General features: G+C 64.4%; 20 protein-coding genes. 7 read left to right on the top strand and 13 right to left on the bottom strand.

The window, feature by feature from the left end; all coding sequences use genetic code 11:
- The coding region (locus tag ACO2Q2_RS15420; protein ID WP_423256944.1) for a hypothetical protein at positions 1-183 on the top strand (183 nt) is incomplete at its 5' end.
- Here ACO2Q2_RS15420 and ACO2Q2_RS15415 read toward each other — a convergent pair.
- The 7 genes from ACO2Q2_RS15415 to ACO2Q2_RS15385 all read right to left on the bottom strand — a co-directional run bounded on the left by ACO2Q2_RS15415 (position 176) and on the right by ACO2Q2_RS15385 (position 6,225).
- Positions 176-655 (bottom strand): lipase family protein, encoded by a 480-nt coding sequence (locus ACO2Q2_RS15415; protein ID WP_423256942.1) that lies wholly within the window; start codon positions 653-655, stop codon positions 176-178. The two genes, ACO2Q2_RS15420 and ACO2Q2_RS15415, sit on opposite strands and share 8 nt — an antisense overlap.
- A gap of 13 nt (positions 656-668) precedes the next feature.
- A complete protein-coding gene (locus tag ACO2Q2_RS15410; RefSeq protein ID WP_423256940.1) occupies positions 669-1,220 on the bottom strand; it encodes a hypothetical protein in 552 nt (183 codons plus the stop codon).
- Between the two features lie 189 nt (positions 1,221-1,409).
- On the bottom strand, positions 1,410-1,691 hold the full coding sequence (locus ACO2Q2_RS15405) for a hypothetical protein (protein ID WP_423256938.1): 282 nt from the start codon (positions 1,689-1,691) through the stop codon (positions 1,410-1,412).
- 262 nt (positions 1,692-1,953) lie between these two features.
- Positions 1,954-2,187 (bottom strand): hypothetical protein, encoded by a 234-nt coding sequence (locus ACO2Q2_RS15400; protein WP_423256936.1) that lies wholly within the window; start codon positions 2,185-2,187, stop codon positions 1,954-1,956.
- A 161-nt stretch (positions 2,188-2,348) separates the two neighbouring features.
- Complete coding sequence (locus tag ACO2Q2_RS15395) at positions 2,349-2,657, bottom strand: hypothetical protein (protein ID WP_423256934.1); 309 nt, start codon at positions 2,655-2,657, stop codon at positions 2,349-2,351.
- Between the two features lie 63 nt (positions 2,658-2,720).
- Positions 2,721-4,142 carry an HlyD family type I secretion periplasmic adaptor subunit gene (locus ACO2Q2_RS15390; protein WP_423256932.1) on the bottom strand — a complete coding sequence of 474 codons (1,422 nt, stop codon included), beginning with the start codon at positions 4,140-4,142 and terminating at the stop codon, positions 2,721-2,723.
- Positions 4,143-4,146: 4 nt separating this feature from the next.
- Positions 4,147-6,225 carry a type I secretion system permease/ATPase gene (locus tag ACO2Q2_RS15385; RefSeq protein WP_423256948.1) on the bottom strand — a complete coding sequence of 693 codons (2,079 nt, stop codon included), beginning with the start codon at positions 6,223-6,225 and terminating at the stop codon, positions 4,147-4,149.
- Between the two features lie 612 nt (positions 6,226-6,837).
- On the opposite strand from ACO2Q2_RS15385, the gene ACO2Q2_RS15380 reads away from it, so the two are divergent.
- The 3 genes from ACO2Q2_RS15380 (at position 6,838) to ACO2Q2_RS15370 (ending at position 8,910) form a co-directional block, all read left to right on the top strand.
- A complete protein-coding gene (locus tag ACO2Q2_RS15380; protein ID WP_423256930.1) occupies positions 6,838-7,197 on the top strand; it encodes an MbcA/ParS/Xre antitoxin family protein in 360 nt (119 codons plus the stop codon).
- 144 nt (positions 7,198-7,341) lie between these two features.
- Entirely contained in the window at positions 7,342-8,031 is a 690-nt protein-coding gene (locus ACO2Q2_RS15375; RefSeq protein WP_423256928.1) for an RES family NAD+ phosphorylase, read from the top strand.
- 198 nt (positions 8,032-8,229) lie between these two features.
- Positions 8,230-8,910 carry an SGNH/GDSL hydrolase family protein gene (locus tag ACO2Q2_RS15370; RefSeq protein WP_423256926.1) on the top strand — a complete coding sequence of 227 codons (681 nt, stop codon included), beginning with the start codon at positions 8,230-8,232 and terminating at the stop codon, positions 8,908-8,910.
- 128 nt (positions 8,911-9,038) lie between these two features.
- On the opposite strand, the gene phhA is transcribed toward ACO2Q2_RS15370, so the two are convergent.
- A complete protein-coding gene (gene phhA, locus ACO2Q2_RS15365; RefSeq protein WP_423256924.1) occupies positions 9,039-9,935 on the bottom strand; it encodes a phenylalanine 4-monooxygenase in 897 nt (298 codons plus the stop codon).
- 144 nt (positions 9,936-10,079) lie between these two features.
- Between phhA and ACO2Q2_RS15360 the strand changes: the two genes are divergently transcribed.
- The 3 genes from ACO2Q2_RS15360 to ACO2Q2_RS15350 all read left to right on the top strand — a co-directional run bounded on the left by ACO2Q2_RS15360 (position 10,080) and on the right by ACO2Q2_RS15350 (position 12,456).
- Entirely contained in the window at positions 10,080-10,556 is a 477-nt protein-coding gene (locus ACO2Q2_RS15360; protein WP_423256922.1) for an Lrp/AsnC family transcriptional regulator, read from the top strand.
- An 80-nt stretch (positions 10,557-10,636) separates the two neighbouring features.
- Positions 10,637-11,452: a lysophospholipid acyltransferase family protein gene (locus ACO2Q2_RS15355; protein ID WP_423256920.1), complete on the top strand. Its 816-nt coding sequence runs from the start codon at positions 10,637-10,639 to the stop codon at positions 11,450-11,452.
- Complete coding sequence (locus ACO2Q2_RS15350) at positions 11,449-12,456, top strand: YheT family hydrolase (protein ID WP_423256918.1); 1,008 nt, start codon at positions 11,449-11,451, stop codon at positions 12,454-12,456. The genes ACO2Q2_RS15355 and ACO2Q2_RS15350 overlap by 4 nt, the downstream gene beginning before the upstream one ends.
- A gap of 3 nt (positions 12,457-12,459) precedes the next feature.
- Here the strand turns inward: ACO2Q2_RS15350 and ACO2Q2_RS15345 are convergent, their stop codons facing one another.
- The 5 genes from ACO2Q2_RS15345 to ACO2Q2_RS15325 form a co-directional block, all read right to left on the bottom strand.
- The gene (locus tag ACO2Q2_RS15345; RefSeq protein ID WP_423256916.1) at positions 12,460-13,074 is read right to left on the bottom strand and encodes a 2OG-Fe(II) oxygenase; all 615 of its coding nucleotides are present in this window, start codon (positions 13,072-13,074) and stop codon (positions 12,460-12,462) included.
- Positions 13,075-13,166: 92 nt separating this feature from the next.
- Positions 13,167-13,373, bottom strand: a complete 207-nt coding sequence (locus ACO2Q2_RS15340; protein ID WP_423256914.1) for a DUF3820 family protein — start codon at positions 13,371-13,373, stop codon at positions 13,167-13,169.
- A gap of 6 nt (positions 13,374-13,379) precedes the next feature.
- Entirely contained in the window at positions 13,380-13,802 is a 423-nt protein-coding gene (locus ACO2Q2_RS15335; RefSeq protein WP_423256912.1) for a VOC family protein, read from the bottom strand.
- A gap of 63 nt (positions 13,803-13,865) precedes the next feature.
- The gene (locus ACO2Q2_RS15330) at positions 13,866-15,380 is read right to left on the bottom strand and encodes an alkaline phosphatase family protein (protein WP_423256910.1); all 1,515 of its coding nucleotides are present in this window, start codon (positions 15,378-15,380) and stop codon (positions 13,866-13,868) included.
- Between the two features lie 63 nt (positions 15,381-15,443).
- The gene (locus tag ACO2Q2_RS15325; RefSeq protein WP_423256908.1) at positions 15,444-17,660 is read right to left on the bottom strand and encodes a TonB-dependent receptor; all 2,217 of its coding nucleotides are present in this window, start codon (positions 17,658-17,660) and stop codon (positions 15,444-15,446) included.
- Positions 17,661-17,956 lie beyond the last annotated feature (296 nt).

Raw genomic sequence — 17,956 nt, 5'->3', positions numbered from 1 at the left:
GCTGCGCGGCGGGCAGGAACGACGGGGGAAATGATCATCAGCACCCCTCGCCACGACGACTTTTTGCGCACACTGCGCAACCCAACGGCTCAACGTGTCGTGCACATCGCCAACTCCGGCGCGAATCGGGCGCTCGATGGTGGTCGGCGCGCTATGCTCGGAGCGCGTCACGGAATCAGGTAACAAGTTCCATCGCAGCACTTGGATTCAGTCCTAATCCCACCGCGATGTCATAGGCTCCATAAGCATTGAATGTTTCGGCGCGAATGCCGAATTCCGCTGCTAACAATTGTGCGAGCGCGCCGCCAAGCGAATGGCCGGTCGCGGTTATTTCACCAAGGCCATTTTCCGCTGCGTATTGCTGAGCCCATCGCGTTAGGTTGGCGGCGTCCACCAACTGAGGTGGAGGACTGCCCGGCCCCATCGCCAAGTCAGAAACAATGTCGTGAACATCACTTAGCTGCGTGCCACCATTCGAGACCACAACTTCGCCTGTCACCTCATTTACGAATACGGCCCCTCGGTAGCCGTCCAGTGCCTGCCCAGCGAAAACTACTTTGTAGGTCGACGATCCGTTTGAAAACGTCTGATTAACTGAAATATCGTTATAAATTAAAGACGACAGCATTGCATAATCTTGCATTGACACAGTCATGGCCGAACTCCTTTCAGTTAATGGATATGTCAACAGTTAGATCAGTCCTGACGCGCCCGGCTTCCCCTGGCAGGCAGTTACCCGACCATTTATTCGAAAAATTGCAGTGCAATGTCACGCTGTAGCCTGGCTGAAGGCTGTTTGCCGGCAAACCTCCAACGGCCAGCCGACCATTTTCGTCATATATATCTATACTCAGTCCGAGCAGGCGCCAAGAGCAATCGCCCCTTGGTTGGTAATAGTCTCTATATATTTTGAATGAATTATTTCTTCCATCGACACTTATATAATCATGAGGGTATTCCACCCATCCGCCATCGAGGGAATGGATATTGCTGCAAATATTGGACAAATTTCCATATTCTATTTGACCCGTAATGCGGTATTTTGATAGATCGCGCTTACCGTTCAATCTAAATGTAATATCGATTGCATCATGCGGAGCTGAATTCACTGAGGGGGGCGACAAATCTTTTTTACCGCATCCAGCAACGACCAAGAAAGAGGTGACACATAAAATTTTAGTTGTATATACCAGTATTGATTTCAATATTCGGACGAACATGGTGGCACCCCTTGATTAAAACGCCCATTGTCAACGAGCGGCATATGGGTGCGTTAATGGAAACTGTCATTAACGTGATTTTTTAAATTTACTTGTCTTTCTCTCATTGATGCACCAGCCCTTGCTTCAAGGGGTCAAAAATGTAGTCAATAACCCTGCGATCGCCGGCATTTATCTCAGCCGTCAGAGTCATGCCCCCAGGCCAGGTTGACCGTAATGCCACTGATCATCAGCGTTGTCTTCATCATTCTCACCCGTGCCTGGTCGTACAAACCCTGCGTAGAAACCCGTGCCCTCATTGATATCTGCTGCGGTTGACAACCAGTTCGAAAGCCTGTCATCCCCGCCCCCTGCAGCTACCTGCTGACTCAAGTAGCGATACATTCCCGGCAGATCTCCAGATGATTTATACCCCTCTGCGATTGCGATCTGCTCTTGGCTGAATTCAAAATTTTGGTTTGGCGATGTCATTGTCATTTATCGGTTAGCGTGGGCATGAGACACTCTCCTTATTTCCCTGAGTAAGCTCGCTCAATGATTATCTTGTCGATAAAATCACGGCCAGCAGGTTCGACGCCTTTAAACCTCATTCTCATTTCGTAACTGCCACTCTCCAGCTTCACTCTTACTACTTCGGAGTAGATGGAACTCGCCGTCCACGATGACGGCGTTGGGTTTACCACCTCGACTTCCATGATTCGCGTGCGACCTCGATCATCCTGCTTGTCAATGCTTACCAGGGCCGAAATGGGTTTGCGATCTTTGAATTCTCTAAAATAACGTCTTTTCTGTTTTTGGCATCAACATCACTTTCAATCGCCACTGAGTAAAGACCGCTACGTGAAATCGTGAAGCTGCCACTTACGTTGCCGTCGGCACTTGGTTCGCCACGAAATGCATAGTGATCATCGCCACACCCCGAGAGACACATTGCAAGCACGAGCAAAGTTGAAATTTTCAGTCTCATGTGCGCATATCCATTTTCTCGTCACGATCAACTTAAGACTAAGGAGATAGCCACTTTCTGTAGCTGGAAATTGAGCCTGGCGACGCTTTACATCGACTTGTTGAAACCCCGGCACGTATGAAGAAATTCGGCCGAATCATCTTTCTCTCGCACCTATCACACTAACCGTGGCCTAAGCGCCTACTCACTTTATTGACACACTCACCAATTTCATTCGCATCGTCTGCCTTGACCATGCAACGATAGTCACTTCGACGATACGTTTCCCCCGCCATGCACCGGGCGGTGCCGCCTTCGGCCACGCTGGAAAGGAAGGCTCTGAGATCCTCCACTTCCTCCGCTGGCGCTTTGCTCAGCGCAAATTCGATTTCCTTGTCCGCCAACGTCTGGCACTCGGCTTCCGTCAGTGGTCTCTGGCTACAGCCGGCGATAAAGGTCACCGGGAGTGCTGCAAGAAGATGGAGTTTCACCGTCACAACCTCTCTTTCGAAATTGCCTCAATGAGCGACCGCAAATCAGCATGCGCGGCGGCTCTACCGTTCCCGCATCGCCTCGGTCACGCCCTGCCGTAACGGATCGAGGATGTACTCGATCACCCGCCGTTTTCCCGTCTTGATTTCAGCGGTCAGCGACATCCCTGACGTCAGGTTGACCGCGACGCCATCGATCATCAGCGTGGTCTTCTTCATCCGCACTCGCGCCCGATAGATCAACCCGAGCTTCTCGTCCTGGATGGCGTCATGCGAGACACTCTCCACGACGCCTTCGATATAGCCGTAGCGCGTGTACGGAAAGCTCTCGACCTTGATCGTGGCGCGCTGTCCCGGACGCACGAAGCCGATGTCCTGGTTGAGCACGGTGGCTTCCACTTCCATCGGCTCGTTCTCCGGTACCACGGAGAGGATGGGCTGGGCGGGGGTGACCACGCCACTGACGGTATGCACGGCCAGCTGTTGCACCGTGCCTGTCACGGGCGCGCGCAATTGCATGAGGGCATTGCGCTGGGTGGTTCTTGCCACTTCGGGTTCGAACTGCTGGATCTGTTCGCGGGCCTGGCGCAACTCGTCCAGCAGCTGGCGGCGCGTGTCGGTCACGGTGACCGACAGCTCCTCCCTCGCCCCGGTGATGGCGGAGTGCAGTTCCGCCCGGCGGCTGCGTTGCCCAGCGAGGTCGCGCTCGGCATTGATGCGTTCCTGCTTGCGTTGCAGGTAGTCCTGCTTGGGAACGTAGCCGTGGCCCAGCAGCTTCTCGTAGTCGGCCACCCGGGTACGCGAAATCGCCAAGTATTGCTCCAATGGCGTGATGGCCGACTCCACCGTGCGCAGTTCCGCCTGCTTCTGCGCCACCATGGCCTCCAGGCTCTGCTTCTTGGCGGCGAAGGCGGCGAATTCGCTGAGTGCGAGACGCTGCATGGCCTCGAACCGATCCACCGGCACTCCATCGTCGTTCGCCAGCACCGGAGGCTGCCCTGCTTCGATGGCCTCGACCAAGGCGGCGGATCGCGCCGCCGCCAATCGGGCACTGATCAAGGCTTCCCCGGCTTTCTTGCTGTCGGCCGTGGTGGCGGTGGCGTCCAGCTCGACGAGCAGCTCGCCTTGTTTCACCCGCTGGCCGTCATGCACCAGGATGCGGCGCACGACAGCCGTCTCGGCCGGCTGGATGACCTTGGTGCGGCTGCTGGTGACCGTCTTGCCGGGTGCCACGGCGACCACGTCGAGCTTGCCCACACAGGCCCAGAGCAGTGCCGCGCAAAACAACGCCATGATGACCCACAGGCTGACGCGCGGCGCCGGTGACAGCGGCGTTTCGGCGAGCTCGAGATGTGCCGGCAGGAACGCCAATTCCTCGCGCGTGCGCTGAATGGGTTCCAGTGCACGACGTTCGGCCCAAGCCGCACGGAAGACCTGTCCATACCGCCGAAGCATGTCGCCGATGGCACTCCATTGGCCGGTCATGGCGTCAGCCCTGCTGCAGTCGGGAAAGGTGCGCGAAGTGCCCGTCGGGACGCTTCAGCAGTTCATCGGGCGCGCCGGTTTCCACGATGCGCCCCTTGTCGACGACGACGATGCGGTTGGCGTGGCGCACGGTGGAAAGGCGGTGGGCGATGATCAGCACCGTGCGGCCTTGGCAGATGGAGCGCATGTTGGCCATCACCGCGCGCTCCGACTCATAGTCGAGCGCACTGGTGGCTTCGTCAAAAATGAGGATGCGTGGATCGGCCACCAGGGCGCGGGCGATCGCGATGCGCTGACGTTGGCCACCCGACAAACTGGCGCCGTGTTCGCCAACGACGGTGTCGTAGCCCTGCGGGAGCTCCACGATGAACTCGTGGGCGCCGGCCAGCTCGGCCGCCCGAATGACTCGTTCCAGTGGCATGCCCGGATCGATCAGCGCGATGTTTTCGCGCACGCTGCGATTGAAGAGAAAGTTCTCCTGCAGCACGACGCCCAGCTGGCGCCGCAGCCAGGCGGGATCGGCCAGCGCCAAGTCCGTGCCGTCGACCAGGATGCGGCCACGTTCAGGCACGTAGAGCCGCTGCACCAGCTTGGTCAGCGTGCTCTTGCCGGAGCCGGAGCGGCCGACGATGCCGACCACCTCACCGGGCTGGATGTCGAGATTGATTCCGGCCAGTACTTCGGCCGTATCGGGGCGATAGCGGAAGCTGAGATTCTCGAACGTGATCCGGCCCTGGATCGGCGGCAGCGCCATCCGGCTGCCACCCGCCTCCGTGCGCGTGTTGAGGATGTCGCCCATCCGCTCCATCGAGATGCCGACCTGCTGGAATTCCTGCCACAGCTGCGCCAGGCGCACGATCGGCGTGGACACCTGGCCCGAGAGCATGGTGAAGGCAATCAGCTGACCGACCGACAGCGTGCCGTCGATCACCATCTGGGCACCCCAATACAGGACCGCGACGCCGACCAGCTTCTGCAGCAGTTGCACCCCTTGCTGGCCGATGTTGGCCAGATGCGTGACGCGGAAGCCGGCACTGACGTAGCCCGCCAACTGGCTATCCCAGGTGCGCACCATGCGCGGATCCACGGCCATCGCCTTGACGGTGCCGATGCCGGCGATCGTTTCGACCAGGAAGGACTGGTTGTCCGCGCTGCGCACGAATTTCTCGTTGAGGCGGGCGCGCAGGGTTGGCGTGATGGCCGCGGACCAGATCGCATACAGCGGCAGCGAGATCACCACGATCAAAGTCAGCCAGCCGCTGTAGAAGAACATCACCGCCAGGAAGACGAAGGTGAACAGCAGGTCCAGCACCGAGGTCAGGGTCTGCCCGGTCAGGAAGTTGCGGATGTTCTCCAGCTCGCGCACGCGGGCGATGGTGTCGCCGACACGGCGCGATTCGAAGTAGGCCAGCGGCAACGCCAGGATGTGCCGGAACAGGCGCGCTCCCAGCTCCACGTCGATGCGGCTGGTGGTGTGGGCGAACACGTAGGTACGCAGCCCGGCCAGCACCACGTTGAACAGCGTGATCACCACCAGGCCGATGGTTATCACGGTCAACGTGGTCATGGCGTGGTGCACCAGCACCTTGTCCATCACCACCTGGAAAAACAGCGGCGTGACCAGGGCGAACAGCTGCAGGAAGAACGACACGGCCAGCACTTCCAGCAGCAGCTTGCGGTACTTCACCACCGCCGGAATGAACCAGCTGAAGTCGAACTTGGCCAGTTCTGCCACCAGGGAGGCGCGCGAGGCCACGGTGAGCAGCCGGCCGTCGTAGCGCGCCGTGAGCTCGTCCCGTGTCAGGACGCAGGGGCGTTGCAGCGAGAGGTCATGGATCAGCACCTTGCCGTCGCCCACCTTGGCCACGACGAAGGCCGAACCGTCATTGCGAAGCGCCAGCGCCGGCAGCGCGACGCGGTCCAGACGTTCACCGGGCTGGCGAATCACCCGTGCCTTGAGACCAAGTTTCTTTGCGGCCTGCAGCAACGCCGTCTCGTCGAAAGGCTGCGAGCCTCGACCGGCGTCATGCCGCAGTTGTGCAGCATCCGTCGCGATGCCGTGAAACTGGGCCAGCAAGACCAGGCCCTGGAGTGGTTGATCGTCGAGAACATCGACCGCTTCAGCAGTCTCGTCTCTGTCGGGAAGGGGGCGATCAGCGAAGCCCTCGATGGTCACGGCAACATCCATGCGCTACCTCGATCCCTTGTATGACGGACAACCTTGTCTTGCATCCAGGCCCCGCGGAGCCGATCTGGATCGCCGACCTCACGACCAACCGCTGCGGCCGCTCCAGAACGTTTGGCACCCGTCAGTGGCTGCCGCCGTTTCGGCCCGACACTATGCCTAGCGACGCCGTAAATTCTTGCGAAGAATGCTCGCGGGGTGTGACAACTGCAAGTCGCCGTTTGCGACGCAGATAACAGTTGTGGCGTTCGGTGACGCTGTCCCGAGCTCCCGCCGGCCAGCAAACGTCATACCCATCGTGGTTCTATGGGGCACCTGATTCCCCACATCACGCATCCAAGGTTGCGAGCCGATAACCCTGCGGCGGCGACGATGAGGCGCGGCATCCGGGCATTCCGCCAGGCCCATCCGGCGATGAGATATCCATTGCTGCATGGTTGGAGTAAATTGTGCCGATACTCCAAGTATGTAGTTTCCATGAATTCGAGTCCGCAAATAGCATCCCCCCCGATGGCCGACCTCGGCGGCCCGGCCTTGCGCAGCTTTTTCCGGCTGGCCGAGGCGTGGCAGCTGCGGGTGGCGGAGCAGCGCAAGCTGCTGGGCGATCCGCCCGAGTCCACGTTCTATAAGTGGAAGCGCGAGCAGGACGGGGCGCCCGGTCGCGACGTGATCGAGCGCATCAGTTACCTGCTGGGCATCTTCAAGGCGCTGCAGATCCTGTTTCCCGATCCGGCGCAGGCCGACGCGTGGTTGCGCAGGTCGAACCAGGCCGCGCTGTTCGGCGGCCACTCGGCGCTGGAACGCATGCTGTCGGGCAACGTTGCGGACCTGTTCGTGGTGCGCCAGTACCTCGACGCGCAGCGCGGCTGAGCCATCGCGTGGCGCCGATCGCGTTCGACGAGACGCCGCGCGCGGACACTGCGATGACTGATACGCCCTTATTCCACCGGTGCGCGCGCAGGGGAGCGCGCCGGTCCCGCGGCTGCGCCGCCCAACGCTGACGGTCGACGCCACGTGTCCAACGCCCCGCCCCCGATCAAGCGCATCCGCTGGAGCCACGCCTACCGCATCGTGCCGAGCCGGTTTCCCCCGGTGGGCGTGTTCGACCGCATCGCCGATCCGGCGGATCTGGACGCGGTGTTCGCGATCGAGGCGCTCACCAATCCGCGCCTGCGCGAGGAGGCGGATGCGTTGAAGCTGGTGCCGAAGGCGCGCCGCATCAGTGGTCCCGGCAGCACGCCGGTGATGGCCGCGTTCACCCACCTCAACCCCGAGGGCAGCCGCTTCTCCGACGGCAGCTGGGGCGTGTTCTACGCGGCGCACAGCGTGACCACGGCGGTGGAGGAAACCGTGTACCACCGCGAGCGCTTCCTCGCCGCCACCGCCGAGCCGCCGTGCGACATCGCCATGCGCTGCTATCGCACCGGCATCAGCGGCCGGCTGCACGACGTGCGCGGCGGCTGGCCGACGGCGCACGATCCGCACAGCTACGCGGCCAGCGTGCCGCTGGCGCGCAAGCTGCGCGCGGCCGACTCCAACGGCATCGTCTACGACAGCGTGCGGCATGCCGGCGGCGAGTGCGCGGCGGTGTTCTATCCCGATCTGCTGGCGCCGTGCGTGCAGACCGAGCACCTGATCTACCGCTGGGACGGCACGCGCATCGCGATGGTGTTGCGGGTGTCGGAGCTGCCGCGTCCGCGCTAGCAGCCGGTCGGACTTTGCTCGGCCGGGCGGCGGATCCGGCGGTGCGGTCCCTGTTTCCGCCGCTTCGCTGACCCATGGAATCACCATGGGCCGACGAAACGTCGAAAATCCGTCCTCGCCAGCCGACTTCTCGCCTCGACCAGCAAAGCCCGGCAGGCTGCTAGGGTTCGAGGCTTCCGAGCCCGAAGAGAGACTGCGATGAATCGCCGGATGCTGCTGACGATGCTCTGGCTGCTGCCCGCGTTGGGCCTGGCCCGCAGCCATCATGCCGAGAACGATCACGCCCAGTGGCGTGGCGAGATCGCCGCGTTCGAGACGGCCGATCGCGCGCGACCGCCGCCGCCGGGCGCGGTGCTGTTCATCGGCAGCTCGTCGATTCGTTTGTGGACCAGCCTGGCCGGCGATTTTCCCGAACGGCATACGATCAACCGCGGCTTCGGCGGCTCGGAGATCGATGACGCCACGCATTTCGCCGACCGCATCGTGGCGCCTTACCGGCCGAGCGCCATCGTGATGTACGCGGGTGACAACGATATCGCCGACGGCGACAGTCCGCAGCACGTGCTGGAGGATTTTCAGGCCTTCGTGCGTACCGCCCGCGCCGCCGTGCCGGGGGTGCCGATCGCGTTCCTCGCGATCAAGCCGAGTGTGGCGCGGCAGTCGCTGCTGCCGCGGATCCGCGCGGCGAACAGCAAGATCCAGGCGTGGGCCGCGAGCCAGCAAGGCGTCAGTTATCTGGACGTGTTTACACCGATGCTTGGCCGCGATGGCCAGCCGGACCCGAAGTGGTTCGGCGCGGATGGCCTGCACATGAACCGCCGCGGCTACGCGTTGTGGATCGGCATCGTGAAGCCGTGGCTGGACGCTCTGAAGCAGTAAACCCTGCTGTAGGAGCTCACCCTGTGAGCGACCGGCGGTGCGGCGGCGGCTGAAAAAAGCCGGTCGCTCACAGGGTGAGCTCCTACCAGGTGAGCTCCTGCCAGGGTGAGCTGCTGCCTTGCGGCGCCTCAGGTATCGGCGTTGGTTGCCCAGCCCTCGCGCGTGCCGTAGTTGAACACGCGGTCGCTGGTGTCCAGCACGTCGCCCGCGGCGTGCGGTGGGCGCGCGGCGAGGCGCGCATAGATCGGGGTGAAGTCCGGCGTGGTGGCCTCGAACAGCTGCTCGAAGCTGTCGATCACGAAGTAGGTCTGCTGGTAGCTGTCGATGCGGTAGCGCGTATTCATCACGCGCTCCAGGTCGAAGCCGATGCGGTTGGGCGCTTCCGAATCCAGGCAGTAGATCGACTCGCCCTTGGAGCTGACGATGCCGGCGCCGTAGATGCGCAGGCCGTCCGGCGTGTCGATCAGGCCGAACTCCACCGTGTACCAGTACAGCCGCGTGAGGTTCATCAGCGCCTCGGGGCCGATGCCGAAGGCCTTCATGCCGCCGCGGCCGTAGGCCTGCATGTAGTCGGCGAACACCGGGTTGAGCAGCAGCGGCACGTGGCCGAACAGGTCGTGGAACAGGTCCGGTTCGGACAGGTAGTCGAGCTGGTCAGGCTTGCGGATCCACCAGCTCACCGGAAAGCGCCGGTTGGCCAGGTGGTCGAAGAACACCTCGTCCGGCAGCAGGCCTTCCACCGCCACGATCTGCCAGCCGGTGGCGGCGGTGAGCACTTCGTTGAGTTCGGAAAACTTCGGGATGCCTTTTTCGCCCATGCCGAAGCGCGCCAGGCCGTCGAGGAATTCCTGACAGGCGCGGCCGGGCAGCAGCTTGCACTGGCGGGCATACAGCGTGTTCCAAACCTCGTGGTCGGTGGCGCTGTAGCTGTCCCACGGCTGCTCGACCACGCCGGTGGCGTACACCGGCACGTAGCCGCGATCGGTCTGCTGGTGCTCGACCTTGCGGGGCGGGGTGTGTTCCATGACGTGGTCTCCGGTAACGAGAAGCGAGAAGCGTGAAGCCAAGGATACGGCCAACCCCGGGCACGAGGCTTGTTTTGTTGCTGAACGAGCACCAAAAATGGCAATATTCTTCGAATAAATGCCATATATTTCAAAGGATCGTGCATGACCTCCCTGGACCGCACCGATCTGCACCTGCTCGCCGAACTACAGACGCGCGGTCGCATCACCAACGCCGAACTGGCCGAGCGGGTCAGCCTGTCGCCGTCGGCCTGCCTGAGGCGGGTGCAGCGGCTGGAGGCCGAGGGGGTGATCGCCGGATACGCGGCACGGGTCGATCCGCAGGCGGTGGGGCTGGGGCTGCAGGCCTTCGTGCGGGTCCAACTGGCCAAGCACGAGGCGGCGGCGATCGAGCGCTTCGTGGCGCATGTGGTCGAGTGGGAGGAAGTGGTGGCCTGCCACGCGCTCACCGGCGACATGGACTACCTGATGCACGTCTACGTAGCCGACCTGGAGCACTTCTCGCGCTTCCTGCTCGACCGCCTGCTTGCCGCGGCCGGCGTGGCCGACGTCAATTCCAGCTTCGTGCTGCGCACGGTGAAGCGTTCGCCCTCGCTGCCGCTGGGCCAGCTGTCGGGCTGAACCGGCGCGGCCGCCCCGGCCAGACGTCCGGCCAGACATCGCATGTGGTTGCGTACAACTAACGCTAAACTGACCGGCTGATGAGCATGGATACCGTCACTCCCCCCGAACGCGTCCCCTGGCAGCCGGTCCGCTACCTGTGGCGCGTGCCGTTGCTGCTGGGGCACATCGTGCTGGGGATTCTGTTGTGTTCGCTGATCCTCAGCTGGAACCAGCACCGCGTGATGAAGAACGGTCGCGTGCCGTTCGCCCACCGCATGATCAACGGGTGGTCGCGCGCGCTGATGCGCATCTTCGGCCTGCGCTCGGTGCTGATCGGCAAGCCCTTGCCCGATCCGGTGCTGTTCGTCGCCAACCACACCTCGTGGATCGACATCGAACTGCTGCACAGCCAGCGCGCCGCGTGCTTCGTGGCCAAGGCCGAGATCGCACGCTGGCCGCTGATCGGCTGGATGGCCGCCATCGGCGGCACCATCTTCCATCGCCGCGGCTCCAACCATTCGCTGGCCTCGGTGATGGCGGTGATGGTGGAGCGGCTGCGCAGCGGCCGCTCGGTGGCGGTGTTTCCCGAGGGCGGCAGCGGCTACAACGGCGTGCTCAAGGTGTTCCACGCGCGCATCTTCCAGGCCGCGCTCGACGCCGGCGTGCCGGTGCAGCCGGTGGCGCTGCGCTTTGCCCGCCACGGGCGCCGTGTGGTCGACGCCGGCTTCCGCGAGCACGAGAGTTTCCTGGCCAACTTCCTGCGCCTGCTCGGCAGCGCGCCGCTGGACGCCGAGGTGCACTTCCTCGCCCCGGTGCCGCCCACGCCCGACGCGCGCCGGCGCATGGCCGAGCTGTCGCGCGAACGCATCGCCGCCGCGCTGAAAGACCCGGCACCGGACCCGGCCACCGTATGACCCTGCCGCAGGGACGTGATTTCCAGCCGCCGTGGCCGCTGCGCAGCGGTCACATCCAGACCATGCTCTCCTCCAGCGGCGTGCGTCGCCTGCTGCTGCCGAAGCGCGCGCGCGCCGTGCTCGACGGCGCCGAGCACGTGATGGTGAGCGGCGGCGCGGACGTGCGGCTCAGCGGCGCCTATACCGCCCAGCGCACCGGCGCGCCCTCGCGCGGGCTGGCGGTGCTGTTCCACGGCTGGGAGGGCAGCCTCGACTCCACCTACGTGCTGCAGACCGGCAGCCGCCTGCTGGCCGAGGGCTGGGACGTGTTCCGGCTCAACTTCCGCGACCACGGCGACAGCCATCACCTCAACGAGGCGCTGTTCCACTCCTGTCGTATCGACGAGGTGGTGCACGCGCTGGCCGAGATCGCCGAGCGCTGGCCGACCCGGCCGATGGCGCTGGCCGGGTTTTCCCTGGGCGGCAACTTCGCCCTGCGCGCCGGGCTGGCGGCGCCGCAGCACGGTATTCCGCTGGCCTACACGCTGGCGATCTGCCCGATCATCGACCCGGCCGAAGGCCTGTTCTCGCTGGAGAAGCAGGCGCCGTGGTTCTACCGGGCCTACTTCATGCAGAAGTGGCGTCGCTCGCTGCGCACCAAGCAGGCGGCGTTTCCGCAGCACACCTATTTCGAGCTGGCCGAGCTGAAGCAGAACCTGCGCGGGCTGACCGAGGCGCTGGTGCTGCGGCATACCGACTTCGGTTCGCTCGAAGCGTATCTGGACGGCTATTCGGTGGCCGGCGACGCGCTGCAGGCAATGCGGATTCCCGCCACCATCATGACCTCGCGCGACGATCCGGTGATCCCGGTGAACGCGTTCGAGCAGCTGCGCCTGCCGCCCAACGTCGAGCTGGACATCGCCCGCTACGGCGGCCACTGCGGCTTCATCCGCGGCTGGGACATGACCAGCTTCACCGACGACTACATCGCCGCGCGCTTCAATGCGATCGCGGCCGCGCGCTGACCCTCAGGGCAGCACGCCGGGCTCGCGCCGGCGTATCCAGCCGGCGATGCTCATGCGCTCGCGCGTGGCCGGCAGCACCTCGTGTTCGAAGCGGTCGGACAGGAACAGCACCAGCGTGCCGGCCTGCGGCAGCACGTCGTGGGTGCGGCCCTCGTCCAGGTACAGGCGCAGCGCGCCGCCGTCGTCCGGATCCCACGCCTCGTTGAGGTAGTACACCGCCGACACCACCCGCGCAGCGCTGTGGCGCAGGCGATCGAGATGGCGCGCATAGCGCGCGCCCGGCGCGTACACGGCGTAGTGCGCCTCGCTCTCCACCAGGCCGAGCATCAGGCTGCGGTTGAGCGCGTGCCGCAGCGCTTCGAGTGCCCTCACGAACGGCCGCTGCGCCTCGCTCAGCGCGTTCATCTCGAACCAGCGCGTGTGGTCGCCACGCAGCGGCGTGGCGGCGCGCGCGGCACCCACGCGGGCGGGCGTCATGCGGTGCGCGGCGTGCATCGCGGCGCACTCCTCGGCCAGCGCCGCGGTGGGTTCCTCCGGCAGCAGCCGCGGCAGCACGCACCAGCCGACCGAGGCGAGCGCATCGGCAGCCGCATCGAATCGCGACGACAGGGAATCCATGAAAGCGTGCACCAGCAAAAGGGAACGAACCGGCCAGCGCGGCGGCGGGCGGTAGATCATACGCGCTGCGCCGTGGCGCCGCGCGGACCGCTTCAGCGCAGCGGATCGAGCAGCCCGCGCAGCCCGTTGTGATCCAGCTCCAGCGACAGCGCCAGCAGCCGGCCGAGCTGCCCCGGCGGAAAGCCCTTGCGCGCGAACCACGCCAGGTAGGCGCCCGGCAGGTCGCCGATCAGCCACCCCTCGTACTTGCCGTACGGCATGCGCACGGTGACCAGGCGCTTGAGGTCTTCCGCTTCCATCGCGGGCTACCTGGCGAACAGTCGCGAAGGGTCGGCGAAGGCCTTGAACTCCAGCGCGTTGCCGCACGGGTCGCGCAGGAACATCGTGGCCTGCTCGCCCGGCAGGCCGACGAAGCGCAGGTGCGGCTCGACAAGGAAGCGCACGCCGGCGGCGCGCAGCCGGTCGGCCAGCGCCTGCCATTCGGCCATCGGCAACACCAGGCCGAAGTGGCGCACCGGCACCGCATCGCCGTCCACGTCGTGCGTGGCGGCGGCGCGCACTTCCTCCGGCGCGAGATGGGCGACGATCTGGTGACCGTGGAAGTCAAAGTCGACCCAGTCCGCGCTGCTGCGTCCTTCCGGACAGCCCAGCAGCTCGCCGTAGAACGCGCGTGCCCTGGCCAGTGAAGTCACCGGAAAGGCGAGGTGGAACGGCGGCATCGAGGACATGACTACTCCGGCGGGGGCCGCCATGGTGCGTTCCCCATCATGCCATGGCACCCGGTGCGCGGATCAGTGCAGTTTGCCGGCAATCCCCGGCAGCGGCTGGGTCCGCTGCGCGCGGACGGCGTCGAGTGCGGCGGGATCGAGTCCCAGCACGCTCAGCACCGTTGGCGCGATCTGCAGCGTGGCCACCGCACCCGTCCAACGCGTTCCGGGTGCGGCGAGGTGCGGATTGCTCAGCAGCAGGGCGACGTGCGTGTTGTCGCTGTCGAAGCCGCCGTGTTCGGCGAGCTTGCCGTCACCCGGCTTGCCATAGATCACGCCGGGCCGGGCCATCACCAGCAGGTCCGGCACGCGCGGATCGCCCTGGCGCGCGTCGAAGTAGCGCGTCACCTCGTTTCCTTCGAGCACGCGGGCGATGCCCAGCGCGTGCGCCCTGCTGCGCAACATGGTGGCGACTTTCGCCGCGGTGGCCGGCTCATGCAGCCATACCAGCGCGCCTTGGTCCGTGGTGAGCTGCGCCAGTGCGCCGGGCGCCGCGGCGTCGATCGCCTGACGCAACTCGCTCTTGGCGACATGCCTCAAGCTGGCACGATCCATGGGCGCGTTGCCGTGCTTGGCAGTCACCACCACCAGCGTGCTGTCGAGCAGCCGCCTTGCGCGCAGTGCGTCGACCATGCGGCCGAGCAATCGGTCGCAGTGGCCCAGCGCCCGGGCGAGACCGGGCTCGGGCACACCGTCGGGATCGGCATAGCCGGCCAGCTTCTGCGCCACGTTCACGGCCTGCAGATTCAAGCCGAACAGCACGGGCACGGGTGCGCTGTGGGAGCGGTCGTGGGTCCAGCCGTCGATCTCGGCGAGTACCGCTTTGGCCTTGCCGGTGTCATAGGCCTCGGTGCGCTGGATCGAGCCGGTGATGTGATCCACCGGTTTGCGCCTGCTGCCCTCGAAGTCGCCGCCGATCTCCGGCGTGTCGAGGTCATCGATACCGTGGCCATCCGGCCCGCGCAGGATTTCGTAGACCGGGTGCTTGTCGATCCAGGCGGTGTGGCCACCGGTATCGTGGATCACGTTGAACACCGTGTTGGCGCGCAGGTAGGCATGCGGGTAGACCGGCGCGCAGTCGCCGGGGCGTCGCGGCAGCCGGGCTGGATCGATCCGCCGCCGTCCCTGTGCGTCGGGCGCGCCGTCGGCGGCCTCGTCGAAGGCCACTACGGCGCCAAGCCGCCCAGCGCGGCAGGACGGCTCGTCAGAGGCCAGGTCACGCGCATAGCTCACGTCGAAATACACGCCGGTCGCGGCCGGATTGCCGCCGGTCATGATGCCGAGCAGCCCGGGGAAGGAATCGGCCGGCGTGGCCCCGTGTGCATCGGCGTAGGTGATACCGTGCCTGGCCAGCCAGGCAAGCGTCGCTGATGGATGGTCGTGGATGTAGTGATCCAGATCGGCGGCGTGCAGCCCATCCACACTGATCAGCAGGACGTGGCGGATCGGCGAGGCCGGCATGGCCGCCCAGGCAGGAGTGGAGCCAACCGCCAGCACCCCGGCCACGGCCAACCTTGCCCAGCGCGTCACTGTGGTCACGGCAAATCCTTGAAAAGTGAAGGAAGGGGCAGGGTCGCCCGTACGGCGACTCCGCCGGTGCGCTCAGAAATGCGCCGACACGTCCAGCTCGAAGCTGCGCTCCGGAATCGTCCAGTAGAGCGGCGTGCCGTTCTGCCCGGTATAACCGGCCAGCGCGTAGATGTGCTTGTTGTCGCCGAGATTGGCCACCTTCAGGCTGACCGTGGCGTCGCGCACATCGGCAAACGGGTGCGCGAAGACGTAGCTGGCCGCGAAGTCGGCGGTGGCGTAACCGCCCAGCCGCTCGGTCTGGCCGCTGTCGCCGTAGCGCACGCCGACGTACTTGTCGAGCAGCGAGGCTGACCACGGACCGCTGTCGAACAGCACGCCGGCGGCGGCGGTGCGGCTCGGTGCGTTCGGCAGCCACTGGCTGGTGGCCTTATCCCGTGCGCGGTTGATCGAGGCGTTCCCGTACAGGCTGAAGCCGTCGCCCAGCGCCAGCGTCGCCTCACCTTCGATGCCTTTGTAGATGGCGCCGCCGGCATTGTAGAAAAGCGTCTGCCCGGCCACCTTGCGGCTCTCGATCTTGTTGCTGAAATCGATGTGGTAAGCGTCGAAGGAGAACGTCAGGCCGTCACTGTTCCAGGCGGTGCCGATCTGCTCGTTGGTCGTGCTCTCGGGCTTGACCTGATTCATCGATGGATCGACGGTGAAGAAGGTGTTGAGGTTCGGCGCCAGGAAACCCTTGGCCCACTGGGCGTAGGCGCTCCAGTGATCATTGAGCGTGTAGTGCAGGTCCACCGAGGGCAGGTCGCGGGTCCAGGTTTGCGCATAGTGGATCGGCAGGCCGGTCTTCTGGTTCACCTGCGCATCGAGGGTGCGACGGAAGTTCACCAACTTCAGGCCGCCGGTGATATCCAGCGCATCGGTGGCATGCCACTGGTATTCGCCGTAGGTCTGCAGGTCGGTGAGGCTGTCGTCCATCAGACGGTCGATGGCGGCGCTGGTCGGGACGGCGTTGAGCGCATAGCCGTTGCTGTCGTCGATCTCGTACTGCAGCCGGTGATTGGTCTGGCGGTCGACCCAGCCACCCACATGGACCTCGCCAGGGCCCAGGTCATGGCTGAGGCGCAGGATGTCGCCGACCGAGCGATAGTCCATGCGCATGCGCTGCCCGGGGACGTTGGTGGGGCTGTAGACGGTGCCGTTGGGCTGTTCGCCATTGGGGTCGGCGCCGTTGTAGCCGCGATGGCGATACCCATAGGTGTAGAGCTTGTCGCCGATATCCCAGCCAGCCCATTTGGTTTCCAGATCCAGGTATTCGAAATCGGTGGTGATCTTGTCGTAGTTGTAGCCATGGAACGCCTGGCTGCCGGGGTCGGCACTGAGCCCATGGTTCGGCCCATACTGGGCGATCTGCGCCTTGGTCGCGCCGAGCGACACGTTCTGGTGCAGCCGGGTCAGGTTGCTGGCGAAGGTGAGCGTGGTGTCTTTGCCCAGCGGCTGCACGATCTTGGCGAAACCGTTCTGGCGATCGAGTCCCGCGTGGGTGAGGTAGCCGTCGCTGGAAAGATTCTTCACGCTGAAGTAGGCGGTGGTACCGCCGTACTGGTCGAGCTTGCCGGTGTCGATGCGCACGCCCTCCACCCGCGTGTTGAAGCTGGCCACGCTGAAAAACGGGTTGACCGACATGCGCTGGTCGGGGTCCTTCGAGTCCACCGACAGCGTGCCGCCGAAGGTTGCGTTGCCCAGCGTGCGGGCGCTGCCCGGTCCGCGATCGACGGTTATCTGGCCGATGTCCTGCGGCATGAAATACGAGGTGGAATGCTGGGTGAAGTCGTTCGAGTCGCCCCAGGGAATGCCGTCGAAGGTGACGTTGTATTCGCCGTTCTGGAAGCCGCGGATCGACAGTCCCTGCGACTCCATCAGGCCGGGGCCGTTCGGATCCACGTCGGACACGCTGGGCGCGATCTTCACGATATCGGTGTAGTTCGCCGTCGAGGCGGCCACGTTCTCGATGTAGCGGTCGCCGATGATCGACTGCGGCTGGGTCGCCACCAGCGACGCCTGGGTCGGCGCCTGGTCGCTGGTGGTCTCGGCCCCGGCGGTGACCTGGATGCTCTTCAGCTGGGTGATCTTGATGTTGGTACCCATGGTGCCGGTGGTGCCGACATGCATGGCGTCCGTGGTCGACGGCGTGCTGGTGTCGGCATGTACCGGCACGGCCATCAGCAGGGCGACGACGGCAAGATGCACGGCGACCGCGAGGCGGGAGCGGTGGTTGGCAGACAGGCTGGACATGGAGAGATCCTGGTCGGGTTCGAAAGCGGCGCGGGCATGGGGACCATGCGAAGCGCGTCACCATCGCCCCCGAAAGCGAACTTTTCGTGTTGCCTGCATGACGGCGTTCGTGACCATCCGGAGACAGCCTTTTCTTGCGTCGCCGCTCGAACGCTCTTGCGCCTTTCCATGTTTGTAACGCTATTTCAATCAATGAGTTGAAAGAGCATTGCGACCACCAGACCGCGCATCGGATCGCGTGTCGCAATGCCTTGCGAGCGAAAAATATTTGCAGCCACTGGTCGATGCGACGCGCC

The sequence above is a fragment of the Dyella sp. KRB-257 genome (assembly GCF_049445995.1).
Classification (GTDB): Bacteria; Pseudomonadota; Gammaproteobacteria; order Xanthomonadales; family Rhodanobacteraceae; genus Dyella_A.
The sequence above is the reverse complement of the archived record's forward strand: the minus strand, read 5'-3'. Positions and strand labels throughout refer to the sequence as shown.